The organism is Afipia sp. DC4300-2b1 (assembly GCF_049895725.1).
Classification (GTDB): domain Bacteria; phylum Pseudomonadota; class Alphaproteobacteria; order Rhizobiales; family Xanthobacteraceae; genus Afipia; species Afipia broomeae.
Window position 1 is genome coordinate 38902 of record NZ_JAFCSX010000006.1, and the last position, 25813, is coordinate 64714.

Here is a 25813-nt window from a genome sequence, read left to right on the forward strand (position 1 = left end):
CCTGGCGTGGATCGTCAGTCCACGCCCGCAGCCCTCGCGCCGCGGATTCGTCTGCGGCGCGAGACTTCCTCTTCGCGGAGAATTGAAATGTTCGGCGACTATTCGATTGGTGATCTTGGCGCGATCTTTGCGATGCAAGGCTTCGCAGGTCTCATTCTTTTCTCCGTTTATGTTCTGATGGCGCTTGGCCTCGCGATCATCTTCGGCCAGATGGGCGTCATCAACATGGCGCACGGCGAATTCATGATCCTTGGCGCCTACGTCACCTGGATGACGTCGAATTTCTTTCAAGCCTATCTGCCCTCGCTGTTCAGCGGCTACTTCTTCATCGCTATGATCCTTGCGTTCATCGCATCCGGCGCGCTCGGAATGCTGGTGGAGTGGGCGCTGATACGCCATCTCTACAAGCGCCCGCTGGATACGCTGCTCGCGACCTGGGGCCTGAGCCTGATCCTGCAGCAGGCCTATCGCTCGATCTTCGGCGCACGTGAAGTCGGCGTCGAACTACCGCAGTGGATGCTGGGCTCGCTGAAACTCACCGACACCATTGAAGTGCCCATCAACGGCATCTTCGTGATGTGCCTGACGGTGCTGATCACCGTTGCCGTCGCCTACATCATGTACAGGTCGCGCTGGGGGCGGCAGGTCCGCGCCGTGGTGCAGAACCGCGTGATGGCCGGCGCTGTCGGCATCAACACCGAGAAGGTCGACCGCTATACCTTCGGCCTCGGATGCGGCATCGCAGGTGTTGCAGGTTCAGCCTTCACGATGATCGGCTCAACGGGCCCGACCTCCGGCCAGCTCTACATCGTCGATACCTTCCTGGTGGTCGTGTTTGGCGGCGCAGCGAGCCTGCTCGGCACCATTGCCTCAGCTTTCACCATCTCCCAGGCCCAGTCGACCATGGAGTTCTTCATGTCGGGATCGATGGCCAAGGTTCTCACGCTGCTCGCGATTGTCGGCATCCTCATGCTGCGGCCGCAGGGGCTGTTCGCCCTCAAGGTCCGGAAGTGAAAAGGCCAGGAAGATGTCCAAGAAAAGCTCCGAACCAACTGTTGTCGCCAAGACCGTGCACGACAACCCGCGCTTCACGAACCGCTCCGAACTCATCGGCATCATTGCGCTCGCGGTGCTGCTGGTCGTCATCCTGCCGCTGACGCTTGATATCTTCCGGCTCAATCTGGTCGCCAAGTATCTCACTTACGCATTCGTCGCGATCGGCCTTGTCATTTGCTGGGGATACGGTGGCATTCTCAGCCTGGGGCAGGGCGTGTTCTTCGGCCTCGGCGGTTACTGCATGGCGATGTTCCTCAAGCTGGAAGCATCCAGCGTTGCGAACACAAAGATCCAGTCGACGCCCGGAATTCCGGACTTCATGGACTGGAATCAGCTCACGCAGTTGCCCTTCTTCTGGAAACCGTTTCACAGTTTGTCGTTCACGATCATCGCGATCATCGCGGTGCCCGCGATTTTTGCCTTCATCATCGGCGCCGCGATGTTCAAGCGGCGCGTCGGCGGCACCTACTTCGCCATTATCACCCAGGCGATCGCGGCGATCCTGACGATCCTGATTATCGGTCAGCAGGGCTACACCGGCGGCGTGAACGGCATTACCGATCTGCGCACGCTGAAGGGCTGGGATATCCGCACCGACAATGCCAAGTTCATCCTCTACTTCGTGGAAGTGGCATTGCTGTTCGGATGCATCGGCATCGCGCAGTTTATTCGTCATTCGAAACTCGGGCGTATTCTGGTTGCGATGCGCGAGAAGGAGGATCGCGTCCGGTTCTCCGGCTACAGTGTTGCCAACTTCAAGATTTTCGCTTTCTGCGCGGCGGCAGTGTTCGCCTCCATCGGTGGTGCGCTGTTCGCCCTCGAAATCGGTTTCATGTCGCCGTCTTTCGTCGGGATCGTGCCATCAATCGAGATGGTAATCTATGCCGCCGTCGGCGGGCGTCTCTCCATCCTCGGCGCGGTCTACGGAACACTTCTCGTCAATTTCGCCAAAACCAGCCTGTCGGAATCCTTCCCGGAACTGTGGCTGTTCGGCCTCGGCGGTCTGTTCATTGCAGTGGTGCTGGCTTTCCCGAACGGTCTCGCCGGCATCTGGCGCGATCACATCCAGAGCCGCATCGACCGTCTGATCTCATCGCGCAAGCCGAAGGCGGACGGCAAGAACGGCTGGACTGGCGGCTCGGTCGCCGACGGCGCACCGGCGGAATAGGAGCACATCATGCTGGTCGGTCATCAACCCAAGGAATTTTTGCTCGCGGTCGAGGCACTCACGGTCTCATTCGACGGCTTCAAGGCGGTCAATGACCTGTCATTCTATGTCGATGAGAACGAAATCCGCGTCATCATCGGCCCAAATGGCGCCGGCAAGACCACGGTGCTCGATCTGATCTGCGGAAAGACCAAGGCAACTTCCGGTTCGATCCAGTTCCGTAATCAGGAACTGACCAAGATGAAGGAGAACCAGATCGTGCAGGCCGGCGTCGGCCGCAAATTCCAGACGCCGTCGATCTACGACGATCTCACTGTGTTCGAGAATCTCGAAATCTCCTATCCGCGCGGGCGTACGGTGTTCGGTGCTCTGACATTCCAGCGCGACGCGACGGTACGCGACCGGGTGGAGGAGGTCGCCGAGATGATCTTCCTGAAGGATCGCCTCGGCATGAGCGCCGAATTACTGAGCCACGGCCAGAAGCAGTGGCTCGAGATCGGTATGCTGCTGATCCAGGACCCGGACCTGTTGATGCTCGATGAGCCGGTGGCGGGGATGAGCGTCAGCGAGCGGATCAAGACCGCCGAGTTGCTCAACCGTATCATCAAGGATCGTTCGGTGCTGGTGATCGAGCATGACATGAAATTCGTCGAGGACATCGCGCACAAGGTGACCGTGCTGCATCAAGGAAAAATTCTGTCGGAAGGTTCGATGGAGGCGGTCCAGAACGATCCGAAGGTCATCGAAGTCTATCTCGGCCACTAAGTCCGCAATCAAGGAAGACACCATGCTGGCGATTTCCGATCTTCACGTCGCATACGGACAAAGTGAAGTCCTTCACGGTCTCAATGTCTCCGTCGCGCCCAACGAGATCGTTGCGATCATGGGCCGTAACGGCATGGGCAAGACCACGCTGATGAAGTCGTTGATGGGAATCGTTCCGACCAAGAGCGGTTCGGTCACCATGGAAGGAAGCGAACTCAGCACGCTCAAGAGCTATGAGCGCGTCGCCAAGGGCCTCGCGTATGTGCCGCAGGGCCGCATGATCTTCTCGACCATGACGGTGAAGGAAAACATCGAAACCGGGCTGGTCACGTCGGGCGATAAGGAAGTGCCTGGCGATATCTATGAGCTCTTTCCGGTGTTGCTCGAGATGAAGGGCCGGCGCGGAGGAAATCTCTCCGGTGGCCAGCAGCAGCAACTGGCCATCGCACGTGCGCTTGCGACCAAGCCGAAGGTTCTTCTGCTGGATGAACCGACCGAAGGCATCCAGCCGTCGATCATTCGCGAAATGGCGCGGACACTGAAGCGCATCCGCGACGAGCGGGGTTTATCGATCATCGTGTCCGAGCAGGTTCTCAGCTTCGCGCTCGATGTCGCCGACCGCGTTCTCGTGATCGAGAACGGCGAGATCGTCCGCGACGAGAAGCGCGACGGCATCGATGCCGCGCAGGTCGCCAAATATCTTTCAGTTTAACGAAGCCGTTTGTAACCAGGGGAGCATCTAATGCCAGATACACTGATCAAGGTCGATCTTAACCAGTCGGCCTACGAAAACGACAAGGTTCACAATCGCTGGCATCCGGAGATCCCGATGGTGGAGTGGGTCAGTCCGGGCGATGATTTCATCATCGAGACCTACGACTGGACCGGCGGCTTCATCAAGAACAACGACTCGGCCGATGACGTGCGCGATATCGACCTGTCGATCGTGCACTTTCTGTCGGGGCCAATCGGTGTCAAGGGCGCGGAGCCGGGCGACCTTCTGGTCGTCGATCTGCTCGATGTCGGCCCGATGAAGGAAAGCTTGTGGGGCTTCAACGGCTTTTTCTCCAAGCAGAATGGCGGCGGATTCCTGACCGATCATTTCCCGCTGGCACAGAAGTCAATCTGGGACTTCAAGGGCATGTATACGTCGTCGCGGCACATTCCCGGTGTCAACTTCGCGGGGCTCATTCACCCCGGCCTGATCGGTTGTCTGCCCGATCCGAAGATGCTGTCGATGTGGAATGAGCGCGAGACTGCCCTGATCGCGACCAATCCGACCCGCGTACCGGGCCTTGCCAATCCGCCGTTCGGCCCGACCGCGCATATGGGACGCCTCAAGGGCGACGCCAAGGCGAAAGCCGCCGCCGAAGGTGCGCGCACAGTTCCGCCCCGCGAACATGGCGGCAACTGCGACATCAAGGATCTGTCGCGCGGTTCGAAGATCTATTTCCCGGTCTATGTTCCGGGCGCGGGTCTCTCGATGGGCGACCTGCATTTCAGCCAGGGCGACGGCGAAATCACCTTCTGCGGCGCCATCGAAATGGCCGGCTGGCTGCACATCAAGGTCGATGTCATCAAGGACGGCATGGCGAAGTACGGCATTAAAAATCCCGTATTCAAGCCGTCGCCGATGACGCCGAATTACAAGGACTTTCTGATCTTCGAAGGCATCTCGGTCGATGAGGCTGGCAAGCAGCACTATCTCGATGTCACGGTTGCCTATCGTCAGGCGTGTCTGAATGCCATCGAGTACCTGAAAAAGTTCGGGTATTCCGGCGCGCAGGCTTACTCCATCCTCGGAACGGCGCCCGTACAGGGTCACATCTCCGGTGTGGTGGACGTGCCGAACGCCTGCGCCACGCTATGGTTGCCGACGGAGATTTTCGACTTCGATGTCATGCCGTCGTCGGCGGGACCCATCAAACATATCAAGGGCGGCATCGATATGCCGCTGTCACAAGACAAGTAGCTCCCGCGCGACGTGGAGGCGGTGCGTATCTTGCCGCCTCCATATCAGCGGAATCGAGCGACAACAGGACAAACCGAGGGAGACGGGCTGTGCCGGTTTACGAGTATCTTTGCAACGAGTGCGGACCATTCACCGAGATGCGGCCGATGTCGGAATACGACATCCCGCAAGACTGCCCGCATTGCTCAGTCGCTGCGCCGCGGGCGATCCTGACCGCTCCGCATTTTTCATGCATGCCTGCATCGACCCGCAAGTCGCATGCGATCAACGAACGCAGTGCCAACGCGCCGAAAACGCTCGGCGAATACAAGGCCTCACACAAGCCTGGTTGCGGCTGCTGTTCGACCAAGCCGTCGCGGCTGGTAACAAAGTCTCGTTCCGGTGCGAAAGGTTTTCCTACGGCAAGGCCGTGGATGATCAGCCATTGATTGTAAGTTGAATGGTCTCTGGTGAGTAGCTTCGGGCCGAGCAAGCTTCTTCAATTTTTGCGCCGATTCCAATCTGGACAGCAGTCTCGCTACCCGAAAAGCCAGACAGATGCTGTCGGAAACGCTGCATAGCCGACTAAAAGGGGGAGCGTGACTCGCACGCCGGATTGCGAGCGGCTCCGCGGGCGCTGTCGAAAATATGATCCGGTCTTTGCCTCGACAACTCGCAAAAACCGTGGATTTCGCGTAGGATAACGGCCGCTCAGACCAGCACGTCTGGAGCAATGAATGACAAATGCTTGGCAATTGTCGCAAAACCTTAGACAATTGGAACTGGCACAAATTGATAAAGCCGGATCCCATAAGTCTTTTTCCGACCGAATGAGGTGAAAGCATTTTTGCACTCCCCGAACTGCCATTGCGATGTTCAGGTGGAGTGGCGACTGCAACCAGCGGAGCAATCTGGTCTTCCGGCAAAATAATTTGGCCAAGTGTGGCACACGGAGGGTTTGATGAATGCGATCGGTGCGAAGCATGTCGTGCTTGAGTCTGCCGAGGACGAACTCCTTCCTGAACTTTCTGTCGCGAGGGGTGCCTCTGATTGGCGCCCGGATTGGAAAACTCAACTTATTTCACAGTTGCTTAAATTGCGCCGTGAGACGTTGATCGATGTCGGCGCCAATCGTGGCCAGACCCTGCTGGATTATCTCTCCGTACCTCATGCGCACGGCTATCTCGGTTTCGAACCGAATTATTATTGCGCCAGCCTCGTCAGCGATATCATTGCCTCCGCGCGGAGGCCGGATTGCCGGATTGTGCCAGCGGGCCTTTCGGACCGGAATGGACTGCAGCAGCTCCTTCTTGATCCAGAAGAAAATCTGGATCCTTCCGCAAGCCTGGACGTGTCTCTGCGCCCGGGCCGAAGCTGGAAAGAGCAGTTTGCAGCGTGTTATCGGTTTGATGACATCCGCGCTGCGCTGCAAATAGGCAAGATTGGATTGCTCAAGATCGATGTCGAGGGGGCGGAGCTTCCGGTGTTACGCGGCATGGAAGCAAGCATTGTAAAAGATCGGCCATGGATACTGTGCGAGGTGCTTCACAGGGACTTCAGGGCTGAAGCGTCAGATCATCAGCTGCGCCTTGACGCTCTCATGTCCTGGCTCAGCCGAGTCGACTATGTCTGCCTGAATGTGATCAAGAGTGCAGATAGTCTCCGAGCTACGGAGTTGGTCGTCATGCCGGCAATTCCCAACAAGGTCTGGACGTGGGAGAACGCGATTCAGTGTGACTACCTGTTTGCTCCTCGCGCCGATACGGGATCGCTCATCGAAGCATTGAGGTAAGATCCGATGCTTGACACAGAAATCAATGCATCTCACCGCAAGAAGCTTCTTCTTCGCTTCTGGTCCAGCGCACGAGGGTTTTGGAACATCCGTCAGGGTGATCGCCACGCACTATGGATGAGTACGGGTTTACTCATTCTGATTCTTGCTCAACTCGGATTCAATTACGGAATCAATACCTGGAACCGATCTCTCTTTGATGCCGTCGAGGGGAAAGATCAGGCCTCCGTCCTGCATCTGACATTGATATTCATTCCACTGGTCATTGGTGCCTTGCTGTTCGGTGTGGCTCAGGTAGCAACTCGCATGAGCTTGCAGCGGCGATGGCGGGCGTGGCTCACGGCCAGGGTGACATCCCGGTGGCTGGCCGACAATCGTTACTATCAACTCAATTTTGCGAGCGGCAGCCACCAGCATCCCGAGTATCGTTTGGCGGATGATCTCCGGATTGCAACCGATGCGCCCATTGATTTTGTCGCCGGCATTATCTCCGCATTTCTTTCTGCGATGACGTTCATCGCGGTTCTGTGGACGATTGGCGGGCAGGTCACGTTCAGTATTTTCGGTATCTCAATCACGATTCATGGGTTTCTGGTTGTCGCGGCTGTTCTGTATGCGGTGATAACCAGCAGTGCTATGATCGTTATCGGTCGACGTTTCGTAACGATCGTCGAGCGGAAAAATCAGGCTGAGGCGGAGTATCGCTATTCCCTGACGAGAGTACGCGAGAACAGCGAAAGCATTGCACTCCTGGGTGGAGCGAAGCAGGAGCGCGAAGGGCTGGATCGTTCGCTCTCCGCAGTCATTCATCATTGGTCGCTGCTTGCCGGTCAACACGTTCGCGCAACAGTGGTGTCTCAAGGCTCCAGTCTCATCGTCCCTATCGTTCCTCTGCTGCTGTGCTCTCCGAAGTATCTGGAGGGTAGCATGACGCTCGGACAAATGATGCAAGCGGCATCAGCGTTTGCGTTCGTGCAAAGTGCGTTCGGCTGGTTAGTTGACAATTATCCGCGATTTGCCGACTGGACGGCCAATGCGTCACGGGTGGCATCGCTCATGGTGTCGCTTGATCGGCTCGAAGCGGAAGGTGCGCAGGCTGACAACCGTATCCGCCACAAGGTGACAACAGGTTCCACTGCCGTCAGTCTGGAAAATGTGTCGGTGGCTCTGGACGACGGCAAGATGGTGTTGGACGAGTTCAGTCTCTCAGTCGGTCATGGAGATCGCGTCCTGATCGAAGGGGAATCCGGCACTGGCAAGAGTACGCTGGTTCGAGCGATCGCAGGATTGTGGCCTTGGGGGCGGGGAAACGTTGGTGTGAGCCCCGGCCGTTTGTTGTTACTTCCGCAGAAATCCTATCTGCCATCGGGCACGCTCGGGCGGGCAGTGGCTTATCCAGAGGCGCCAAATAGATGGTCAACGTCGCAACTATGCAATGCACTCGCCAAGGTTGGATTGATGCATCTTCAATCTCAGCTTGATTGTGATTTGCCGTGGGATCAAATCTTATCGGGAGGCGAAAAACAGCGGCTCGCCTTTGCAAGGCTTCTGCTGCATCGGCCGGACATCATTGTTCTGGATGAGGCTACCTCTGCGCTGGATGCTCCCAGCCAGAGACGGATGATGCAGCTTCTTCAGTTAGAGATGGGTCATGCAACGATCATTAGTATTGGGCACCGCGCAGACCTAAGCGCTTACCACTCGCGGCGGGTAAGAATTGGCGCTCAGAGGTCCGATCGACTGGCGCTATCCATCGCTGCGCCATAACGAGACGAGGTGAAGGATAGGTCAAGGCCTCCACGCCGCATCAGCCGTCTGTGGGAACCACGGCGGCAAGTGCAGCCGTGCTTCGCATCTTCAAGAGCATTTGCGTGCCCGTCGCTCAGGCTGCGAGGCTGGAGTTAGCCTTGTCTGAGCGCGATGCGGCGCCGTTTCTGTCTTCGATCGCTTTGACGGAGTTTTCAAACGCGGTGCTCAGGACGCGCTTTCCAATGGTCGCAAGCACGAAGCCGAGCAGGTATCCTTTGAGGTTCTTTCCTTCGCGGACGACAACGACATCGATGTCGGTTGTGCCATCGGACCAGCGCTTGAAGATGTAGGTATGGCCCGATGTGCCGCCCCAGACGTTCGAGTCGGTCGTTACAAGAACCACGCGGTTAGGGTCTGACCAGTCATAATGCAGTCGTTCCCAGACGCCTCCGGAGCCCTCAGTGACATCGGCCATCGTGCGGTCAAGGTGATGCACCTTGAGATATTCGTCGGCGCTGTTGCCAAAGAGCTTCGACCGGCCGGGTCCAAAATCGGTCAGACCGGCGATGTACTGCTCGGGTGTCAAACGGGTGGTGCGGTGAAGGCGGATCGTCGACATCTTATGCTCCATACTGCGTTAGGGTGGATTTGGTGGTCTTCCGTTCTCGAGACTTAGTGGGCGCCGCCCGCAGCGACGCCTCCCTTTGGCTTTCCGGTCAGGAGAAGGGCGATGCCTGCGAGCACCAGTACGATGCCAACGACGGCAAACGTGTCGCTGAAGCCCATGATCAGCGCCTGCTGCTTGACGGTCTTGCCCAGCGCGATGATGGCTTGGTGCCTGGCTCCTGCAGGATCGGTCATGCCGTGTGCCATGAAGTAGTCTGTCATGGTCGCGATCCGCTCCCGGACTTCTTCGCGGGCGAGATCGACGGACTGACCAATGATGTTGGAGTGAAACTGCTCACGCTTGGTCACGATGGTGGACAGCATCGCAGTGCCGACCGCGCCGCCGAGATTTCGCATCATGTTGGAAATGCCCGAGGCGGCCGGCGCGTCCTGCGGCGCCACGCTTCCCAGCGAGATCGCGCTGAGCGGGGTCAGCAGCAGCGCCTGACCGACGGCGCGAACGACGTTCGGGAGAAAGAGCTGGTCGCCGGAATAGTCGAGCGACATGGTTGTATTCATGAAAGAACTTGCCGCGAAGATGGCAGTGCCGAGGAAGGCGATGAAACGAATGTCGAAACGCTCCATCAGCTTGGGCACCAGCGGAATCAGCAACAACTGCGGCAGGCCGGTCCAGGCCAGCACGGCACCGATCTGCTCCGCGTTGTAGCGCTGCACCTGGCCGAGATAGGCCGGCAGCAGATAGATCGATCCAAACAGCGCGAAACCGATAAAGACGGCTGCGACGGTTCCCAGTCCAAAGCTGCGAATTTTCAGCAGGCGCAAACGAATGAGCGGCTTCTCAACGAGTAACTCGTTGGCGATGAACAGAGACAGGCTCACACCGGCGATGAGTGCCAGCTTGACGATAAAGGGCGAGCCGAACCAGTCGTCCTTGTTGCCTTCTTCCAGCACCGATTGCAGCGCAGAAAGGCCGACCGCCATGGTCGCAATGCCGAACCAATCGCCCTCGCGAAGCAAGGCAAGGTTCAGCGGCTGCCGTTCAAGCGTAAAGTAGAGCGTCGTCACCATTACGGCCGTCGGCACAACGTTGACAAAGAAGATCGTCTGCCAGCCGTAATTCTCTGTGAGATAGCCGCCGATGGTCGGGCCGATCGCCGGCGCGAAAGTCACCGCTAACGAGAACATCGCAAGTCCAATCGGCTGCTGTGCTTTCGGTAGCTTGGTGAACACGAGCGTGAAGGCCATGGGAATCAGCACGCCGCCGAAGAATCCCTGAAAGGCGCGAAACCCGATCATCGTCGGCAGGTCGGTCGCAAACGCGCACGCTACCGAGAAAACGGCAAAGAGGCTCGCAAAGCTCAGCATGATGTTGCGGAAGGAAAACACGCGGCTTAGATAGTCAGTCAGCGGGATCACAACGATCTCGCCGATCAGATAGGACGTGGAGATCCATGATCCGTTATCGACGCCGGTGCCGATGCCGCCTTCGATGTTCAGCAGCGAGGCATTCGTAATCTGAATATTCAGGATCGCCATGAACGCACCGATCATGGCGGCCAGAATGGCGACCCATACGGTGGCGCTGGCGCGCTCTCCTTGAACTACCGGCGCAGGAGTTGGGCGGGGTGCAGAACCGGAGAGGGTGAGGCTGGACATGGCATCACCTGTTCGAAACAAGCTGTGATTTGGCGGACTGACCGTGCGGGTGTTGCATGTTGGCCGCTACTACGGCCTTTGTCTGAATGCTGGGAAGCACCGACATGCCGGGCCGCAGGTCCACATCAGCGCTATCGAGAACGATCTTCACAGGAATGCGCTGCACGATCTTGGTGAAATTGCCTGTAGCATTGTCCGGCGGCAACAGCGCGAATTCCTGTCCGCTGGCGGGTGCGAGACTGTCGACATGGCCGTGCACGGACTTGCCGGGGAACATATCGACCTCAATATCGACCGGCTGGCCGGCCTGCACACTGCCGAGCTGCGTTTCCTTGTAGTTCGCGATGATGTAGGCGCCGTGCGAGGGCACCAGCGACATCAGTTGCGTGCCGGCCTGCACGAACTGCCCGACGCGAAGGGTTCGATTGCCGACCACGCCGTCGATCGGAGCGGTGATGGTCGTGTAGGAAAGGTTGAGCTCGGCTTGCCGCTGTTGCGCCCTTGCTCGCGCGTTGGCCGCGATCGCCTGTGCCAACTCCGCGTTTAACAGTTCGACCTGCTTCTGTGCGGACGTCAGGTTCGCCTTGTCGCGCTCGATGGCTGCAAGCGCTGTTCCGTCACGGGCCTGTGCATTCTGTGCGTTCTGGATGCTGCCAAATCCCGTCGCCGCGAGATCGCTGTATCGCTTGTTTTCCTGGGCTGTGAATGTCCGCGTGGCAATGTCGACATTAAGTGTCGCCTCCGCTGCGGCGATCACTGCCTGCTGCACATCGAGCTGGGCGCGCTTGCTTTCCACTGCAGCGTCGGCTGCGGCGACATCGGCTTTGGCCTGATCGAGCGCGACCTTGAAGTCGCGATCGTCGATCCGTGCCAGCACATCACCGGCCTTCACTTGTTGGTTATCGCCGACCGGAACGAGATCGAGATAGCCCGAAACTTTTGGGGCGATCGTGGTGTTGTCGGCCTTCACATAGGCGTCGTCGGTCGAGACCAGGAAGCGTCCGACGGACCAGTAATCCCAGCCATACCAGGAGGCGGTGGCGAGAAGGGCGACCGCAGCCCCAGCGATCAGGGTGCGCTGGACCCGGTTCCTTTTTCCGGGCTGCGACGGGGGCGCGGTGGCAAGATCGGCTGTTTCCGGTTCCGTAACCGTCTTTTGGGTGGTCGGCTGAAAGCTGTCGACAGTCTTCAATCCGGCGGTCTGGGTGCTCATGGCGAGCCTCGCAATTAGGAAACTTGATATTTTCCAAAATAGAGACCATGTTGGGACTGTCAATGGAATGACAGTCATCATCTAAAGGCATGGCTCGCGATGGCGATCACAAAATCGAGAGAACCAGGGAAGAGTGAGGTGCGGCGCGGTCGCGGGAGACCACAGGCGCGCCCCGACGACGAAACGCGCGCGGTGATTATCGGCGCAGCGAGGGAGGAATTTGCTGTCAGCGGATATGCCGCGACAAGCATGGAAAGCGTCGCGCGTGGAGCGGGGGTTTCCACGAAGACGCTTTATCGGCTGATTCCCAACAAGGCTGCTTTGTTTGAAGCGATTATCACTGATGGCCTTGACCAGTTCACCACGCGGATTCGATTGAGGGCTTGCGACGGTAGCAACATTGAAGCCTCGTTGACCGAAGCGCTGACGCTGTTCGGTGAGCTTGTTCTCGACGACACAGTGATTGCGATGCAGAGAATGGTGCTGAGCGAGAGCGAGCAGTTTCCCGAGATCGCCGAGACGTTCTACAGCAAGGCGATCAAGCGTAGCGAGAATACGCTTGCCAGCTGGCTGAAGACACAGGCCGAACGTGGCCTGATCAAGATCGAAAATGCCGCGGAAGCCGCCGGCATGCTGCTCGGAATGTTTGCGTTCCAGCCGCAGCGTGCGGTGATGTTCGGTCACGCAGCGGTTCCCGGCCACAGGGAGATTGAACGGCGTGCGCGGACCACGGCCCGGCTTTTCCTGAAGGGCAGCGCGGTTTGACGGATGCTTGCCGCTTGGTTACCGGCAATGGCGGTCATCGGCACAGGCGCTCATGGAGCAGGGGACGATCGGGTCTATGCAGCCAGAATGTTCCGGTATTGATGGACAGTGGCACGGCGAGTTCGGTTTGGTTGACCAATGCATCGATCAAGACCGGCCCGTCATCCGCCAGAGAATCGGGTCAGGCCGATCAGGGCTATCAGCGCCCAGATCCACCGATTCATTCTTTATTCCGGCCGGGTGTTACTGTGGGAATGATCGCCAAATTGCCGATTGCGGTCGCCAGTAGCTCGTGAGAAAGCTATTGGCGAGGGACAAGCATGTCCTGTTTGTACATTGGAATTTACGGCTCCAGGCACGCCGGTCAGTGAGGAAACCAGGATATGACTACGGCATCTCCCACGATCATCTACACTCTGACCGATGAGGCTCCCGCGCTGGCGACAGCATCTTTCTTGCCTATTGTGCGCACGTTCGCTGCGCCGGCGGGCATTGATGTCGCCACGAGCGATATCTCGGTGGCGAGCCGCATTCTCGGCGAGTTTCCGGAATTTCTGACCGAACAACAGCGCGTGTCCGACAATCTGGCTGAACTCGGTCGCCTGACGCTTCTGCCTGACACCAACATCATCAAGTTGCCGAACATCAGCGCCTCGGTCGCGCAGTTAAAGGTGGCCATTAAGGAATTGCAGGACAAGGGGTACAAAGTCCCCGATTATCCCGACAGTCCAAAGACTGACGAGGAAAAGGCGGTCCGTGCGCGCTATACCAAGTGTATCGGCAGTGCCGTGAATCCGGTCCTGCGCGAGGGAAATTCCGATCGCCGCGCGCCGCTAGCAGTGAAGAATTTTGCGCGCAAGCATCCCCACAGCATGGCTGAATGGAGTCAGGCGTCGCGTTCGCACGTCTCGCATATGCATCACGGCGACTTCTATCACGGAGAGAAGTCGATAACGCTTGACCGCGCGCGTGACGTCAAGATGGAGCTTATCACCAAGAGCGGCAAGACGGTCGTGCTCAAGCCCAAGGTGTCGCTCCAGGATCGAGAAGTCATCGACTCCATGTTCATGAGCAAGAAAGCCCTCCTGGCGTTCTATGAGCAGCAGATCGACGACGCCTACAAGACCGGCGTCATGTTCTCGCTGCACGTCAAGGCCACCATGATGAAGGTCTCGCATCCGATCGTGTTCGGCCACTGCGTCAGGATTTTCTACCGTGACGCTTTCGAAAAACACGGCGCGCTGTTCGAAGAGCTAGGCGTCAATGTCAATAACGGCATGGTTGACCTCTACAACAAGATCGCCAGTCTGCCACAGAGCAAACAGGATGAGATCAAGAGCGATCTGCACGCCTGCCACGCGCATCGTCCCGAACTGGCGATGGTCGATTCCGCCAAGGGAATCACGAATTTCCACTCGCCGAATGACATCATCGTCGATGCGTCGATGCCTGCGATGATCCGCAATGGCGGCAAGATGTGGGGCGCCGACGGCCGCCTGAAGGACGTCAAGGCGGTGATGCCGGAAAGCACTTTCGCCCGCATCTATCAGGAAATGATCAATTTCTGTAAGTGGCACGGCGCATTCGATCCAAAGACGATGGGCACCGTGCCCAATGTCGGCCTGATGGCGCAGCAGGCCGAGGAGTACGGCTCGCACGACAAGACGTTTGAAATCCCTGAGGATGGTGTCGCCAATATTACGGATATTGCGACCGGCGAGGTCTTGCTCAGCCAGGACGTCGAGCAGGGCGATATCTGGCGCATGTGCCAGGTCAAGGATGCTGCCATCCGGGACTGGGTGAAGCTTGCTGTGAGCCGCGCTCGCAACTCCGGGATGCCCGTGCTGTTCTGGCTGGATCCCTATCGTCCGCATGAGGCGCAGCTTATCGCCAAGGTCAAATTGTACCTGCAGGAACACGACGTATCCGGACTTGATATCCAGATCATGAGTCAGGTCCGCGCCATGCGTTACACGCTTGAGCGTGTTATCCGCGGTCTCGACACCATCAGCGCGACTGGCAACATTCTGCGCGATTATCTGACCGATCTGTTTCCGATCATGGAACTGGGTACTTCGGCCAAGATGCTGTCGGTCGTTCCGCTCATGGCAGGGGGCGGCCTGTATGAAACCGGAGCGGGCGGCTCGGCACCCAAGCATGTGCAGCAGCTGGTGGAAGAAAACCATCTGCGATGGGATTCTCTCGGCGAATTCCTCGCGCTTGCAGTCTCTCTGGAAGATCTCGGGATCAAGGCGGGCAACTCGAAAGCCAAGCTCTTGGCGAAAACGCTGGACGCTGCCACCGGCAAGCTGCTCGACAACAACAAGTCTCCTTCACCGCGCACCGGCGAATTGGACAATCGCGGAAGCCAATTCTACCTGGCAATGTATTGGGCACAGGAGTTGGCAGCCCAGACAGAGGACAAATCTCTTCAGGAGCAATTCAAGCCGCTGGCCGAAGCACTCACCAAAAATGAAGGAAAGATTATAGCGGAACTCCAAGCGGTTCAGGGCAAGCCTGTGGACATCGGTGGCTATTATCTCACCGACCCGAAAAAATGTGCAGAGGTGATGCGTCCGAGCGCGACGTTCAATGCGCTGCTGGCTCAGATGTCATCCAGGTAGATGAATCGGTCAAGGATGGCTGCGTCAGAATTGGCCAGCGACAGTCAGACGAAGGGCGAAGGGTTCGACGGGGTGCAGGACACGATCCATTACGCCGGTCGCACACACCGCTGCAGGCGGTGGATTTGCGGACCGGCATTGCGCAAACAACGCATCGGTCTTCAGGAACGATCCATAGGCGTAAGTGATCTGGTCGGATTTGCTGTCGGTCAGATTGAAGGCGTCGAGTTGAACGCGCCATCCATTCTCGAAGCGGTAGCCGACCTGGCCGTTGAGAAGGCCGGTCGCCGGTGAAACGAAGGCGCCGTCTTCGGTGAGCGGCCGCGGCCCGAAATAGCGATAACGCAGTGCGCCGAACCATCCCGTTCGCTCGCCGATCCTGACGCCGGCGGACGCGACCATGTTCGGCGCGCCCGGAATATAGTTGCCGGGCGCATTTCCGATCTGGGCTTCGGGGTAGCCAGCCAGGTCCGCATAGGCAGTAGCCTGATCCGGATTGGTGCCGCGGAACCGCGCATGAGTCACAGCGATGTCACCGTCGAACGCCAGCCAGGGGGTAGGCTGATAATGGTTGGTCCACTCGATACCGTAACGCCGGCTGGGACGGCTTGGCTCGGTGTCGCCGGCGTCACCGACGAAAAGAATCTCGGACGCAGAGTCCAGCATGAACAGGCTTAGAGAGCTGTCCAGGCCGGGAATGATCCTGGTGCGAATGCCGACTTCAGCTCCGCGTGTCTTGACCAGGAATGGCGACGGCGACACGGCTTCGCTGGGATCGGTCGGCGATACCTTGATTGTCACGCCTCTGGCATCGTTGCTGTGGAAACCTTCACCGGCGTTGATGAAGAATTCGGTCTTAGCGAACGGTCCGAATACGATGCTGGCTTTGGGGCTGCCAATCGAAGAAGTCGCCTTGCCGGAATTGGCTGGAGTGAGAAGTGAGTCAACGTTGGTTGCATAGAAGTCGCCGCGATAGCCGACAATAGTCCTGAGCCAGCTGGTCCAATGAACGGTGTTTTGTATGAAGAGGCCGGTGCTGCCTTCCTGGACCTTGTCTTCTCGCGTGCCCGACACAAACTGGCGCTGAACGGTGTTCGAGAGGCCGACCCTAATGCTGTCGTAGCGATTCTGTATGCCAACCTCGGTCTGCATCGGCAGGCCGGCGAACGTATGGTTGAAGGTATGAGACGCGTTCAGCCCGCCGATCACGCGGCTGTCGCGCTGGTGGAATTGGTCGCCGAGAAGGGGAGCGTTGGGATCGAAGCCTGGGGCAGCTTCATTCAGGAAGTAGGTGAAGTTGTTGTAGAGATCGAGCGAACTCCTGACGACGTAGAAATTGAGCTTCGTGGTTCCTTCCGCCTCGGTTTTTCTAAGCTGGCCTGAAATCGAGAAGCGGTTGGATCTGCCGCCGTCGGTCGGATCCAGCGCGCCGTAAAGCCCGATCTGTCCGGACGTGATCGCACGCAGCGGAATTTGGTCGGTCGAATTCCAGCTATTGCTGTAAGCCATGCCTGTCAGCGAGAAGCCGTTGTCGGCTGTACCCTGTGTGTAGCGGACGACACTGTTCAGCTTGCGCACCTTGTCGGGATTGTCCCAAGGTCCATTGTAGGTGCTCGCCTCACCGGCGATGAGGAGCGTGCCGTCTCCGGCTTTCGTGGACGTGATCCCAAGCATCCGGCGATAGCCGAAGCTGCCGATACTGGTCGACAGCGTCGACTTCGCGATGCTGTCGATGAGATTGACGTGCACGGCTCCTACCGAAGCGAAGTCGCCCTCGTCCGCGAAGTAGGGGCCTTTCTTGATGTTGACCGACCCGATCAGTTCAGGGATCAGGAAGTTCAGGTCCGCGTAACCTTGCCCGTGGCCATGGGTACGCATATTGACGGGCATCCCGTCGACGGAGATGGCAAGGTCTGTTCCGTGGTCGAGGTTGAAGCCGCGCAGGAAGTACTGGTTGGCTTTGCCTTCGCCGCTGTGCTGCGTGATCATCAGACCGGGGACGACCTCGAGAGCTTCGGCAGGCCGCGAGAAGAGCCGTGCGTTGACCTCTTCGCCGCTGACATTTTTCTGGCTGGCCGACGTGACAGGTTCATTCTCCGGTGCATCGGGAGACCCGGACGTGCTGCTGACCGGATTTGCAGGAGCGCTGTTGTCCTGTCGCTTGCTGGTGACCTCGATTGAGGGAAGCGTGCTGGTGGCCGAAGACGAAGAGTCATGTGCTGATGCATCCAGTGCGCACATGATGGATGAAACGAGAGCGACGGCACCGCATTGTGCCGTTCCAGACTTGAAGCGGCGGGAAAAATGCGTCAGCAGCGATTTTCCTGAAGCCCGAAGAACAACATCAATCACTGGTGCACCTGCACTCAACAACGTTACGTGAGACTTTCACGTCGCATGGTGAGTATGACGATATTAATAATTTATCATACACGCAAGATGATAAATGGAGCAATAAAATCAGGCGTTTCTTGAAATCGAGCGGGCCTAACGCGATTCGAGCGGCTTCCGAAAGAGCCGCTCTCCATATCCGATCAATTGAATAGCTTCAGAGAGGGCGAAGCATCATTTGCTTGGAAGCGATAGGTGATGCGGACCTAGGCGGCGCGATGTACCGGACCATCCATAGAGCAGCCGACGCGGATTTGGCACGCGCTTCCTTGGCCGCTATAAGCGGCTGAGTTTGCTTGCTGAGCAGCTGAAGCCATAACGCAATTGGAGTTTCCGGATGTCGAAGGGTGCGTTGGCGCTGCTTATCAGCGGAGGCACTGATAATTGGGCTCCTGATCGCTGGAAGCTGCGGTTCAATCAAAAGTTCAAGGACCGGGATGTTGCTTTGTTTCCGGCTGACGCAACTGACCCAGACGCGGTGGACTATGCGGCTGTTTGGCAGCCGGAACCGGGCCTTCTTCGCACTTTCCCGAACCTAAAAGCGATATTCAATCTTGGTGCGGGTGTTGATGCCGTCTTGCAAGATCCGCTGCTTCCAGCCGTGCCGCTTGTCCGCGTCGCGGATGATGATCTGACGTCTCGCATGACAGAGTATGTCGTCATGCATACGCTGATGCATCATCGGCAACAGGCTTATCTCGCTGACTGTCAGAGAACGCGTGTCTGGGCACCCCGCGTGCAATGGCCAGCCCGAGCTGTCCGTGTGGGCATACTTGGAATGGGCGTATTGGGCCGGCAGGCTGCATTCGCACTTCGCGAAATCGGCTTTCAGGTCGCGGGATGGAGCAAGCGTGCAAAATCAATCGACGGTATCCAATGCTATGTAGGATCCGGCCAGCTTAGTGCGTTTCTTGCACGAACGGATATTCTTGTCGTGCTTCTGCCTCTGACGCCCGAAACGCGAGGGTTTCTTGCGCGAAATCTTTTTGAGCAGCTTGCAAATGACGGTCCTCTTGGCGGGCCGGTGGTGATTAACGCCGGCCGTGGCGGACTCCAGAACGAGAGGGACATCGTCGCCTGTCTTGAGGATGGAACGCTTAAAGCAGTGACGCTGGACGTGTTCGAACGAGAGCCACTCCCGTCTGACAGCCCTCTTTGGGCACATCCTGCGGTGACGATCTCCCCACACAATGCAGCGGATACAGATCCCGACTCTATCGCGTCATATGTTGCCACGCAGATATTGAGCTTCGAGGCAGGGCGACCGCTTCAAAATGTGGTGGATCGCCAGCGCGGCTACTGATTGCGGTGATGAGAGAAGTTTGCGCAGTGGTATTGCACTTTGGGATTATCCACCCCACCAGGAGCCATCCAAGGTTTCGCTAAACTGGTCGCGGCCACCTGTGTTGCATTCAAGAATAGCCGCAGTGCGAAGCCGGACGGGATCACGCTCTCCTTTCGCGGCGCAGATCAGGATTCTATGCGCCATAAGTGCCTTAGTTTCTGAAGTGCGCTTTTGGGCGGGAAGCAGGGCCGCAACTTCATCCAGAATGGTTCTCAGCAGGGCGATCTCATCGGGGTTGAATAATGTGCGCTGAGAATTCATGGCACGCTCCTGTCGTAAGAAGCGTCAGATACCCGATCCAAGGGACGTTGTTAAACGATCAATCGGTAAGCTCGCATCAGTCAAGAGAGGTATGCTCGATCCCGGTTTCCTCTACGTCCTTCAACCAGCGTCTCACGTCCGGGAGGTTTAACGGGTCAGGCTCGTCACACTCGATGCATCGATAGAAACGCGGCCCAACGCCTGTCTGCGGCAAAAGAAGCCGCTCCGGAAAATAGCAGTTTGGGCAGATGGGAGTCGTTGATCGGGCCATAGTGCAACTGTGAGATCAGAAGCTGCACGCGTCAATTGGAACCCCGAATGGCGTTCGTTTGACCGCATGGAGCGGTGAATTGTGGGGAAGAATGAAATCCTGCGCGCAACGCTCAGGCGTCGCTGGCGTTGCTAGATTTCATCCGATGGATGCGGGCACCGCGCGCAATCAGACGAGCTCATTCTTCGCGTGTTCGGTCTCGAGTTCGTTCACTTGAATTGCACGAACAACTGCGATCCGCGCGAACCAGATAGAACCGATCTCATCTGCAGCTTGAGCGATTGCATCGCGAGCATTCTTCCATTCACTCGTTTCCCTTTCAGCTTCTGAAAGCTCGTCGATATACCCCATGGCGTCGCGAAGAGTTGTCGCAACCGTGCCGTTCGGTAAGTCGATTTGCGCTGCAAACGTTTGATCCCAGGACATCACATAACTCCACGCAGGATTGTTAAAGCATGCAAGCTCACAGGCCAGGTTCTTGCCTGTTACAATCGTCGATAATTCCCGATTGAGTTAGAACATTGGCAATAATGTGCCTCGAAAGGGCGTTCACGCTTCGCCTGGGTGACATCAAACTCTATTCCAGTTCGATTGCCTGATACTTTCCGGTTTCATCCAACGCTGTACCCCACACCTTGTGAGAGGCCTGGTGTTCACCGCGCCCAAAATTAAGATATGTGCCAAGTCCCATGTCCAGGTTGCGCATACTTTCGAGCGTATCGACGAGTTTCTCGGTGTCGAGTTGCGGACCGGCACGTCTTAGCGCTTCCACCAGCACGTTCGCCGCAACGTACCCCTCGAGCGAAACATAGTCCGGCGCTTCACCGGGAAAATATTTCGCCAAGGCCGACTTGTATTCGAGAACCACGCTCGAGTAACCGGCCACCGCGGGCACAACCTGCGTTACTATAACGCCAGCGGCATAGCGTTTTCCCAACAACATCAATTCATCGGCAAGGGCCGTGCTGCCGACGAACGATACGTTGGTGTAAATCATCGCAGGATAGAGGTCGCGGGTTTTTTCAATGAACCTTGCGGCGGCTCGATAGGTCGCAACCATGACAATCGCTTTGATCGGCGTCTTATGCGCCTTCAACTGAGCAACTGCATCATCCACATCCACGGTGTTGCGCTGGTAATTAAGCCGCAGAACCGTGCTGTCGCCAGCTCCCAGCGTCCGCATCGCCTTGGCAACGCCGGCAAAGCCTGAATCTCCGTAGGGATCCTGCTGGGCAAAAACGGCGATCTGTTTCGACGGTATCCGTCGCACTTTCACCAAGTATCGCACCACGGCATCGGTCTCTTCTGCGTAGCTCGCGCGATAGTTGAACACGTAGCGGTCGGGCGGGTCCCGGCGGAGGAGATTGGCTCCGGTAAAGGCGCCGAAGAACAACATCTTTCGCTCAAGTGCGTACGGGACCGCGACGACGGCTGTGGGCGTTCCAACATTTCCGATGATGCCGAACACCCGCTCTTTCTCGTAAAGCTGCTTCATTGTCTCCGCGGTTCGTGTCGGCTCGTAACCGTCATCTGCCGCTATCAGCCGAAGCATCCGGCCTTCCACGCCCCCGGCGTCGTTCACTCGATTAAAGGCAGCGTCGATCCCGAGTTTCATCTGGCGTCCAAGCTCCTTTGCGGATCCGGAGAATGGTGCCGAAATCCCGAACCGGATTTCTCGATCGCTTATGCCGCGGACCGCCGTGTTTGCGGCACTGGGTGAAGTCGCTGGCGCTGAAGTTACGGGAGCGGCCGCACCGGGTGAGACTGGCCCGGTGATCGATTTTTCGAGATCAGCGAGCTGACGTTCTGCCAAAGCGCAATCGATCTGACCTGCCGTTACTGCACGGCGGCCGTCCGCCACGGCGCGATCAAACAGCTGCGTAACGTCGGCGCGCTCCGCCTCGCCGGGCGAGGCTTCCTTGATCACGACGGCAAACTTATCGACGATCACCTGAATGCGGGGCCGGGCGATGTCGCGGCAGACCAGCGCCGAACCGATAACCGGCCCGACGCGACCCGCAAGGTCTCGGACAACATCCAGCTTGTCTCCAAGCGCCGCACCCGCGGAGCCTGCGAGCAAAACACCAAGTGCCGGAGCGATCCAACGACAGGTCATCGCTCACTCCACGAGACCACGGTCACACTGGACCTGTCGTGCATCATCGTCAATTGTCCTTCGCGTTCCGGTCGCTCACCCTCGTGATTAAGGCACCTGAGCTGGTTTTTGCTGCCATTGCAGAAATTGCTGCAGCAGCGTTTCGGACTGCTCGTGCGTGGGAGCAGGCTGGTTGGTTCGGGCTGACGTGAGAACGGTCTCTGAAACAGCGGATTTCGAATCCTCGCGTTCCTGAGTTGGCGCGTAAAGTGCGGCTTTCATCGATTGGAATATCCCGGAGGCGGATGAACCGGCGCCGTCTGGCAGTCGTGCATTGTCCTGCGAAGCAGGAACCATGATCACGAAGAAGAGTGCCACAATGGCCGAAATGCCGATGGCTGCGCCGAAGCGGCCGGCGACGCCAAGCAGAGCCCGCCGCTGGTCACGGTCATGCGCGAATTCCGGCGGCTCGTGGATGACCTCAGGATCAAGGGGATGCTGCAAGGCTTCGGCAACCGCTCCCTCAAGCAGGGCGTCGTAAGAAGACCGAGTGGAAATTGGGCGCCGGAGGCGCTCGGATCCTGTTTCTGAAAACCCGGATATCGATTCTGAAAGCGAGGCTGAAGGACGCGCCGATCTTTCACGCAACCAGCGCGGCGCATAATACAACGGATTTTGGGGATTGAGATGGTCCTGCGGGCTCAAGGTACTCATACGCTACTCCTCACAACGTTTAACCGTTGGGTCTCAGTCACCTCAGAGGTGATGTGGCCATGGCGGTGGATGGTTTCGTGGGTGTGATGAACAAGATTCCAGTGGTCAAAGCCGGTCGCACGGAAAATCCACGGGATCGGTCAAGACGAGACACAAAGTTTGGGAGTCGGGAAACTTGAAACAGGGCGTCGGATACCGGACCTGCATAATGCAATGTCGTCCGCTTCAGCCATTGAGTCACATCTCGCGGCTGCTCCGTCCAAAACGCTTTCATCGCCTGTCCCTCGGCAAATGTTCCGTCTGCTGAACGAGCGGCGGACAATCACCCACATTTGATGGAACCGCGACCGGACATTAGTAAGTCAAAAACTCGACCGAACTGAGATAAGAATTGGTTCTCGACAATTTTCAGTTGTTTTGATTCTATTTTTACAGCCGTTGATTGCGCAGAAAATTGTCTTTCGGCAGATGCGATGTGTGTTCGGAGAGCGACGCAATCGCATATGAAAATGCTGCCGCAACAGATTCGATTGCAAGTGTGGAAGGCTTGTGTTGGCGGTCACACCGATAGTTGTTCGTTATCGCAATGAAAAAGGGCGCATTAACTAACCGTTAACCAACGCGGCTCAGTCTTTAACTATTCAATAACGAAGAGTGAGTCGGCGGTCATGGACGCAGAAGCGGTACCACAACGTCAATTGGTGCGTCTCCGGGGGCGGTCCTATGTTGCGTTCGTGTTTTCCCCAACGGTTCCAATTGTCGGTTGGCTTGAGGAAATAGACGCGACACTCGCGCGTTCGCCCGGATTTTTTGTCGGAAAGCCGGTCGTTCTGGATCTATCGGCACTGGCCCTTAGCCAATCCGCGATCGCTCATCTCGTCAAAAGCCTGGAAGATCGGAATGTCCGCGTTCTCGGGATCGAGGGCGTGGATGCGTCACTGCTCACCACGAGCATGCCGCCGATGCTGAGCGGCGGACGCCACTGCGTGCTCGAGCAGACCGAAACGAAGAAGCCGGAAGCGAAACCGCAACCAACGTCTCTTCTGCTGGAACAGCCTGTGCGCTCAGGCCAATCCGTCGTCTTTACCGAAGGCGACGTCACGGTGCTGGGTTCAGTCGGGTCCGGTGCCGAGATTGTCGCCGGCGGCTCAATTCACGTCTACGGAACGCTGCGTGGCCGGGCGATGGCGGGCGTCAATGGCAACGCGGCCGCACGGATTTATTGCCAGAAGATCGAAGCCGAGCTTCTGGCCATCGACGGTTACTACCAGACTGCAGAAGACATCAACGCGACGCTTCGCAATCGGCCCGCTCAGGCGTGGCTCGACGGCGATATCATGAGAATTACACCGCTGAATTAACCAGCGAAGGAGGTAAGGATGGCCAAAGTCTTGGTCGTGACGTCAGGTAAAGGCGGCGTGGGAAAAACGACTTCCACCGCCGCACTCGGTGCAGCACTCGCGCAAAACGGGGAGAAGGTCGTTGTCGTCGATTTCGACGTCGGGTTGCGCAATCTCGACCTTGTCATGGGAGCAGAGCGCCGTGTGGTGTTCGACCTGATCAATGTCGTGCAGGGCGTAGCAAAGCTCTCCCAGGCTCTTATTCGCGACAAGCGCCTTGAGAATCTTTGGTTGCTTCCAGCGTCCCAAACGAGGGACAAGGATGCACTGACTGAAGAGGGTGTCGGGCGCATTATCGAAGACCTGCGCAGCAAGTTCGACTGGGTTCTCTGTGATAGCCCGGCGGGCATCGAGCGCGGAGCGACCCTTGCGATGCGCTATGCGGACGAAGCCGTCATCGTTACAAATCCCGAAGTCTCGTCTGTGCGTGATTCAGACCGCATCATAGGCATGCTCGATTCCAAAACCGTGAAGGCCGAGAAGGGCGAACAGGTGAAGAAGCATGTGCTGATCACCCGCTACGACCCGGGGCGCGCCGCGCGGGGAGAGATGCTGAGCATCGATGACATCCTCGAGATTCTCGCCACACCGCTTCTGGGGATCATTCCCGAGAGCCAGGACGTGCTGCGGGCTTCGAACGTCGGTTCTCCCGTTACGCTCAACAATGCTGCGAGCGCACCGGCCCGCGCCTACATGGATGCCGCCCGACGCCTGATGGGTGAATCGATCGCAATGACAGTGCCGGTCGAGCGCAAGGGCTTGATGGACCGATTGTTGGGACGGAGGGCTGCATGAGCATGAATCTGTTGCGGCTGTTCAGCGGCCGTCCTGCTTCCGCGCCGGTTGCTCGGGAACGGCTGCAGATTCTGTTGGCGCATGAACGCGGCTTACGCGGCCAGCCCGATCTTCTGGCAATCCTGCGGGAAGAGATCCTTGCCGTGGTTTCACGGCATGTCGTGCTCGATCCGGAAAAGGTCATCGTTCGGATGGACCGCGGCAAGAGCGTTTCGACGCTGGAGGTCGATATCGAACTTCCCAACGGATTCGACAAACGGATGGCGGCTGCTGTTTGACAATGGCTGCCTTCGGCATCCGCTAGCGCGGTTTCCCTTCACCGGATGTGTTTGGGCGCCAGGTGAGGAGAGGCATACCCTTAAATGCTGATAATTTCTGTTCCTGCTCCAGGATTAGCCCAGCATTTGCGTGTCGCCGCAGATCGAGATGGCTTGACCTGAAATGGTCCGGCCTTTCGGACTGCACATGAAGATGATTTGATCTGCAAGTTGCTGCGGCGTGACATATTCCTTGATCGATGTGTAGGAAAACGCCGTCTGCTCCATCTGTGCGAATGAGATGCCGCGCTGCTGTGCCTTGGATTCAAGCACGCGCCGCTGGCGGTCTCCAGCCACCAGTCCGGGCAGGACGGCGTTGACGCGGATGTTATCCGGGCCGAGTTCGATGGAAAGGGATTTCGTGAACCCGATAACCCCCCATTTGGCGGCGGCATAGGGCGCACGCATCGCAAATCCAAGTCGTCCTGCTGCGGACGAAATGTTGACGATCGACGCATTCTTGCTCTCGCGCAGCAATGGCACAGCAAGACGAGTGCAGTTGAACTGTCCCGTGAGGCAGATATCCAGACAGCGATCCCAGTCCTCGGGATTGATCTCATCGACTTTGGCGGTCGGTCCGGCAATGCCGGCATTGTTGACCAGCACATCGAGACCGCCGAGAACGGAAGTCGCTTCCGCGAAAAGCGATTTCACCGCCGCGCGATCCGCGACATCGCAGACAGTTTGCGTCAACGCCGGATCGCTGGTTCTTAGTGCCTTAAGTGCTTCGGTATCGACGTCGCAAATGTGAACATTTGCGCCTTCGCCGGCAAACGCCCGCGCAATGGCGAGCCCGATTCCGTTGGCGCCAGCCGTCACCAGCACGCGCAGTCCCTTGATATCGAGATTCATGTCATC

23 protein-coding genes are annotated in these 25813 nt (G+C 57.7%); 14 read left to right on the plus strand and 9 right to left on the minus strand.

What is annotated here, in order from left to right:
• Positions 1 to 87 precede the first annotated feature (87 nt).
• From urtB to ACP7AL_RS22710, 8 genes are all read left to right on the plus strand, one after another.
• Entirely contained in the window at positions 88 to 1014 is a 927-nt protein-coding gene (urtB, locus tag ACP7AL_RS22675) for an urea ABC transporter permease subunit UrtB (protein WP_006020103.1), read from the plus strand.
• Positions 1015 to 1027: 13 nt separating this feature from the next.
• Entirely contained in the window at positions 1028 to 2224 is a 1197-nt protein-coding gene (gene urtC / locus ACP7AL_RS22680) for an urea ABC transporter permease subunit UrtC (RefSeq protein WP_006020104.1), read from the plus strand.
• A gap of 9 nt (positions 2225 to 2233) precedes the next feature.
• Entirely contained in the window at positions 2234 to 2989 is a 756-nt protein-coding gene (gene urtD / locus ACP7AL_RS22685) for an urea ABC transporter ATP-binding protein UrtD (RefSeq protein WP_006020105.1), read from the plus strand.
• Positions 2990 to 3011: 22 nt separating this feature from the next.
• Positions 3012 to 3701, plus strand: a complete 690-nt coding sequence (urtE, locus tag ACP7AL_RS22690; RefSeq protein ID WP_425994514.1) for an urea ABC transporter ATP-binding subunit UrtE — start codon at positions 3012 to 3014, stop codon at positions 3699 to 3701.
• A gap of 30 nt (positions 3702 to 3731) precedes the next feature.
• On the plus strand, positions 3732 to 4961 hold the full coding sequence (fmdA, locus tag ACP7AL_RS22695; RefSeq protein ID WP_024921253.1) for a formamidase: 1230 nt from the start codon (positions 3732 to 3734) through the stop codon (positions 4959 to 4961).
• An 89-nt stretch (positions 4962 to 5050) separates the two neighbouring features.
• Entirely contained in the window at positions 5051 to 5389 is a 339-nt protein-coding gene (locus ACP7AL_RS22700) for an FmdB family zinc ribbon protein (protein WP_425994517.1), read from the plus strand.
• 512 nt (positions 5390 to 5901) lie between these two features.
• The gene (locus ACP7AL_RS22705) at positions 5902 to 6732 is read left to right on the plus strand and encodes an FkbM family methyltransferase (RefSeq protein WP_425994519.1); all 831 of its coding nucleotides are present in this window, start codon (positions 5902 to 5904) and stop codon (positions 6730 to 6732) included.
• 6 nt (positions 6733 to 6738) lie between these two features.
• Positions 6739 to 8499, plus strand: a complete 1761-nt coding sequence (locus ACP7AL_RS22710; RefSeq protein WP_425994521.1) for an ABC transporter ATP-binding protein/permease — start codon at positions 6739 to 6741, stop codon at positions 8497 to 8499.
• A gap of 115 nt (positions 8500 to 8614) precedes the next feature.
• Here ACP7AL_RS22710 and ACP7AL_RS22715 read toward each other — a convergent pair whose 3' ends face one another.
• The 3 genes from ACP7AL_RS22715 to ACP7AL_RS22725 are packed head-to-tail and all read right to left on the minus strand — an operon-like array spanning position 8615 to position 11977.
• Complete coding sequence (locus ACP7AL_RS22715) at positions 8615 to 9100, minus strand: hypothetical protein (RefSeq protein WP_425994523.1); 486 nt, start codon at positions 9098 to 9100, stop codon at positions 8615 to 8617.
• Between the two features lie 53 nt (positions 9101 to 9153).
• Positions 9154 to 10764, minus strand: a complete 1611-nt coding sequence (locus tag ACP7AL_RS22720) for an MDR family MFS transporter (protein WP_425994525.1) — start codon at positions 10762 to 10764, stop codon at positions 9154 to 9156.
• Positions 10765 to 10768: 4 nt separating this feature from the next.
• Complete coding sequence (locus ACP7AL_RS22725) at positions 10769 to 11977, minus strand: HlyD family secretion protein (RefSeq protein WP_425994527.1); 1209 nt, start codon at positions 11975 to 11977, stop codon at positions 10769 to 10771.
• Between the two features lie 99 nt (positions 11978 to 12076).
• On the opposite strand from ACP7AL_RS22725, the gene ACP7AL_RS22730 reads away from it, so the two are divergent.
• Complete coding sequence (locus ACP7AL_RS22730) at positions 12077 to 12742, plus strand: TetR/AcrR family transcriptional regulator (RefSeq protein WP_425994529.1); 666 nt, start codon at positions 12077 to 12079, stop codon at positions 12740 to 12742.
• Positions 12743 to 13125: 383 nt separating this feature from the next.
• Complete coding sequence (locus ACP7AL_RS22735; protein ID WP_425994531.1) at positions 13126 to 15366, plus strand: NADP-dependent isocitrate dehydrogenase; 2241 nt, start codon at positions 13126 to 13128, stop codon at positions 15364 to 15366.
• Positions 15367 to 15390: 24 nt separating this feature from the next.
• On the opposite strand, the gene ACP7AL_RS22740 is transcribed toward ACP7AL_RS22735, so the two are convergent.
• Positions 15391 to 17607, minus strand: coding sequence for a TonB-dependent receptor (locus ACP7AL_RS22740; RefSeq protein WP_425994782.1), 2217 nt, complete (start codon positions 17605 to 17607; stop codon positions 15391 to 15393).
• Positions 17608 to 18094: 487 nt separating this feature from the next.
• Here ACP7AL_RS22740 and ACP7AL_RS22745 point away from each other — a divergent pair, with 487 nt between their 5' ends.
• Entirely contained in the window at positions 18095 to 19060 is a 966-nt protein-coding gene (locus ACP7AL_RS22745; protein WP_425994533.1) for a 2-hydroxyacid dehydrogenase, read from the plus strand.
• Between the two features lie 45 nt (positions 19061 to 19105).
• Here ACP7AL_RS22745 and ACP7AL_RS22750 read toward each other — a convergent pair whose 3' ends face one another.
• The 4 genes from ACP7AL_RS22750 to ACP7AL_RS22765 form a co-directional block, all read right to left on the minus strand.
• Complete coding sequence (locus tag ACP7AL_RS22750) at positions 19106 to 19363, minus strand: hypothetical protein (RefSeq protein WP_425994535.1); 258 nt, start codon at positions 19361 to 19363, stop codon at positions 19106 to 19108.
• A 439-nt stretch (positions 19364 to 19802) separates the two neighbouring features.
• Positions 19803 to 20060: a hypothetical protein gene (locus ACP7AL_RS22755; protein ID WP_425994537.1), complete on the minus strand. Its 258-nt coding sequence runs from the start codon at positions 20058 to 20060 to the stop codon at positions 19803 to 19805.
• Positions 20061 to 20211: 151 nt separating this feature from the next.
• Positions 20212 to 21750 carry an ABC transporter substrate-binding protein gene (locus tag ACP7AL_RS22760; RefSeq protein ID WP_425994539.1) on the minus strand — a complete coding sequence of 513 codons (1539 nt, stop codon included), beginning with the start codon at positions 21748 to 21750 and terminating at the stop codon, positions 20212 to 20214.
• An 87-nt stretch (positions 21751 to 21837) separates the two neighbouring features.
• The gene (locus ACP7AL_RS22765) at positions 21838 to 22443 is read right to left on the minus strand and encodes a hypothetical protein (protein ID WP_425994541.1); all 606 of its coding nucleotides are present in this window, start codon (positions 22441 to 22443) and stop codon (positions 21838 to 21840) included.
• 668 nt (positions 22444 to 23111) lie between these two features.
• On the opposite strand from ACP7AL_RS22765, the gene minC reads away from it, so the two are divergent.
• The 3 genes from minC to minE are packed head-to-tail and all read left to right on the plus strand — an operon-like array spanning position 23112 to position 24916.
• Positions 23112 to 23804, plus strand: coding sequence for a septum site-determining protein MinC (gene minC / locus ACP7AL_RS22770; RefSeq protein ID WP_006020122.1), 693 nt, complete (start codon positions 23112 to 23114; stop codon positions 23802 to 23804).
• 18 nt (positions 23805 to 23822) lie between these two features.
• Complete coding sequence (gene minD / locus ACP7AL_RS22775) at positions 23823 to 24638, plus strand: septum site-determining protein MinD (protein ID WP_425994543.1); 816 nt, start codon at positions 23823 to 23825, stop codon at positions 24636 to 24638.
• The gene (gene minE / locus ACP7AL_RS22780; protein WP_006020124.1) at positions 24635 to 24916 is read left to right on the plus strand and encodes a cell division topological specificity factor MinE; all 282 of its coding nucleotides are present in this window, start codon (positions 24635 to 24637) and stop codon (positions 24914 to 24916) included. The genes minD and minE overlap by 4 nt, the downstream gene beginning before the upstream one ends.
• 114 nt (positions 24917 to 25030) lie before the next feature.
• Here the strand turns inward: minE and ACP7AL_RS22785 are convergent, their stop codons facing one another.
• Complete coding sequence (locus ACP7AL_RS22785) at positions 25031 to 25807, minus strand: SDR family oxidoreductase (protein WP_425994546.1); 777 nt, start codon at positions 25805 to 25807, stop codon at positions 25031 to 25033.
• Positions 25808 to 25813: the final 6 nt, after the last annotated feature.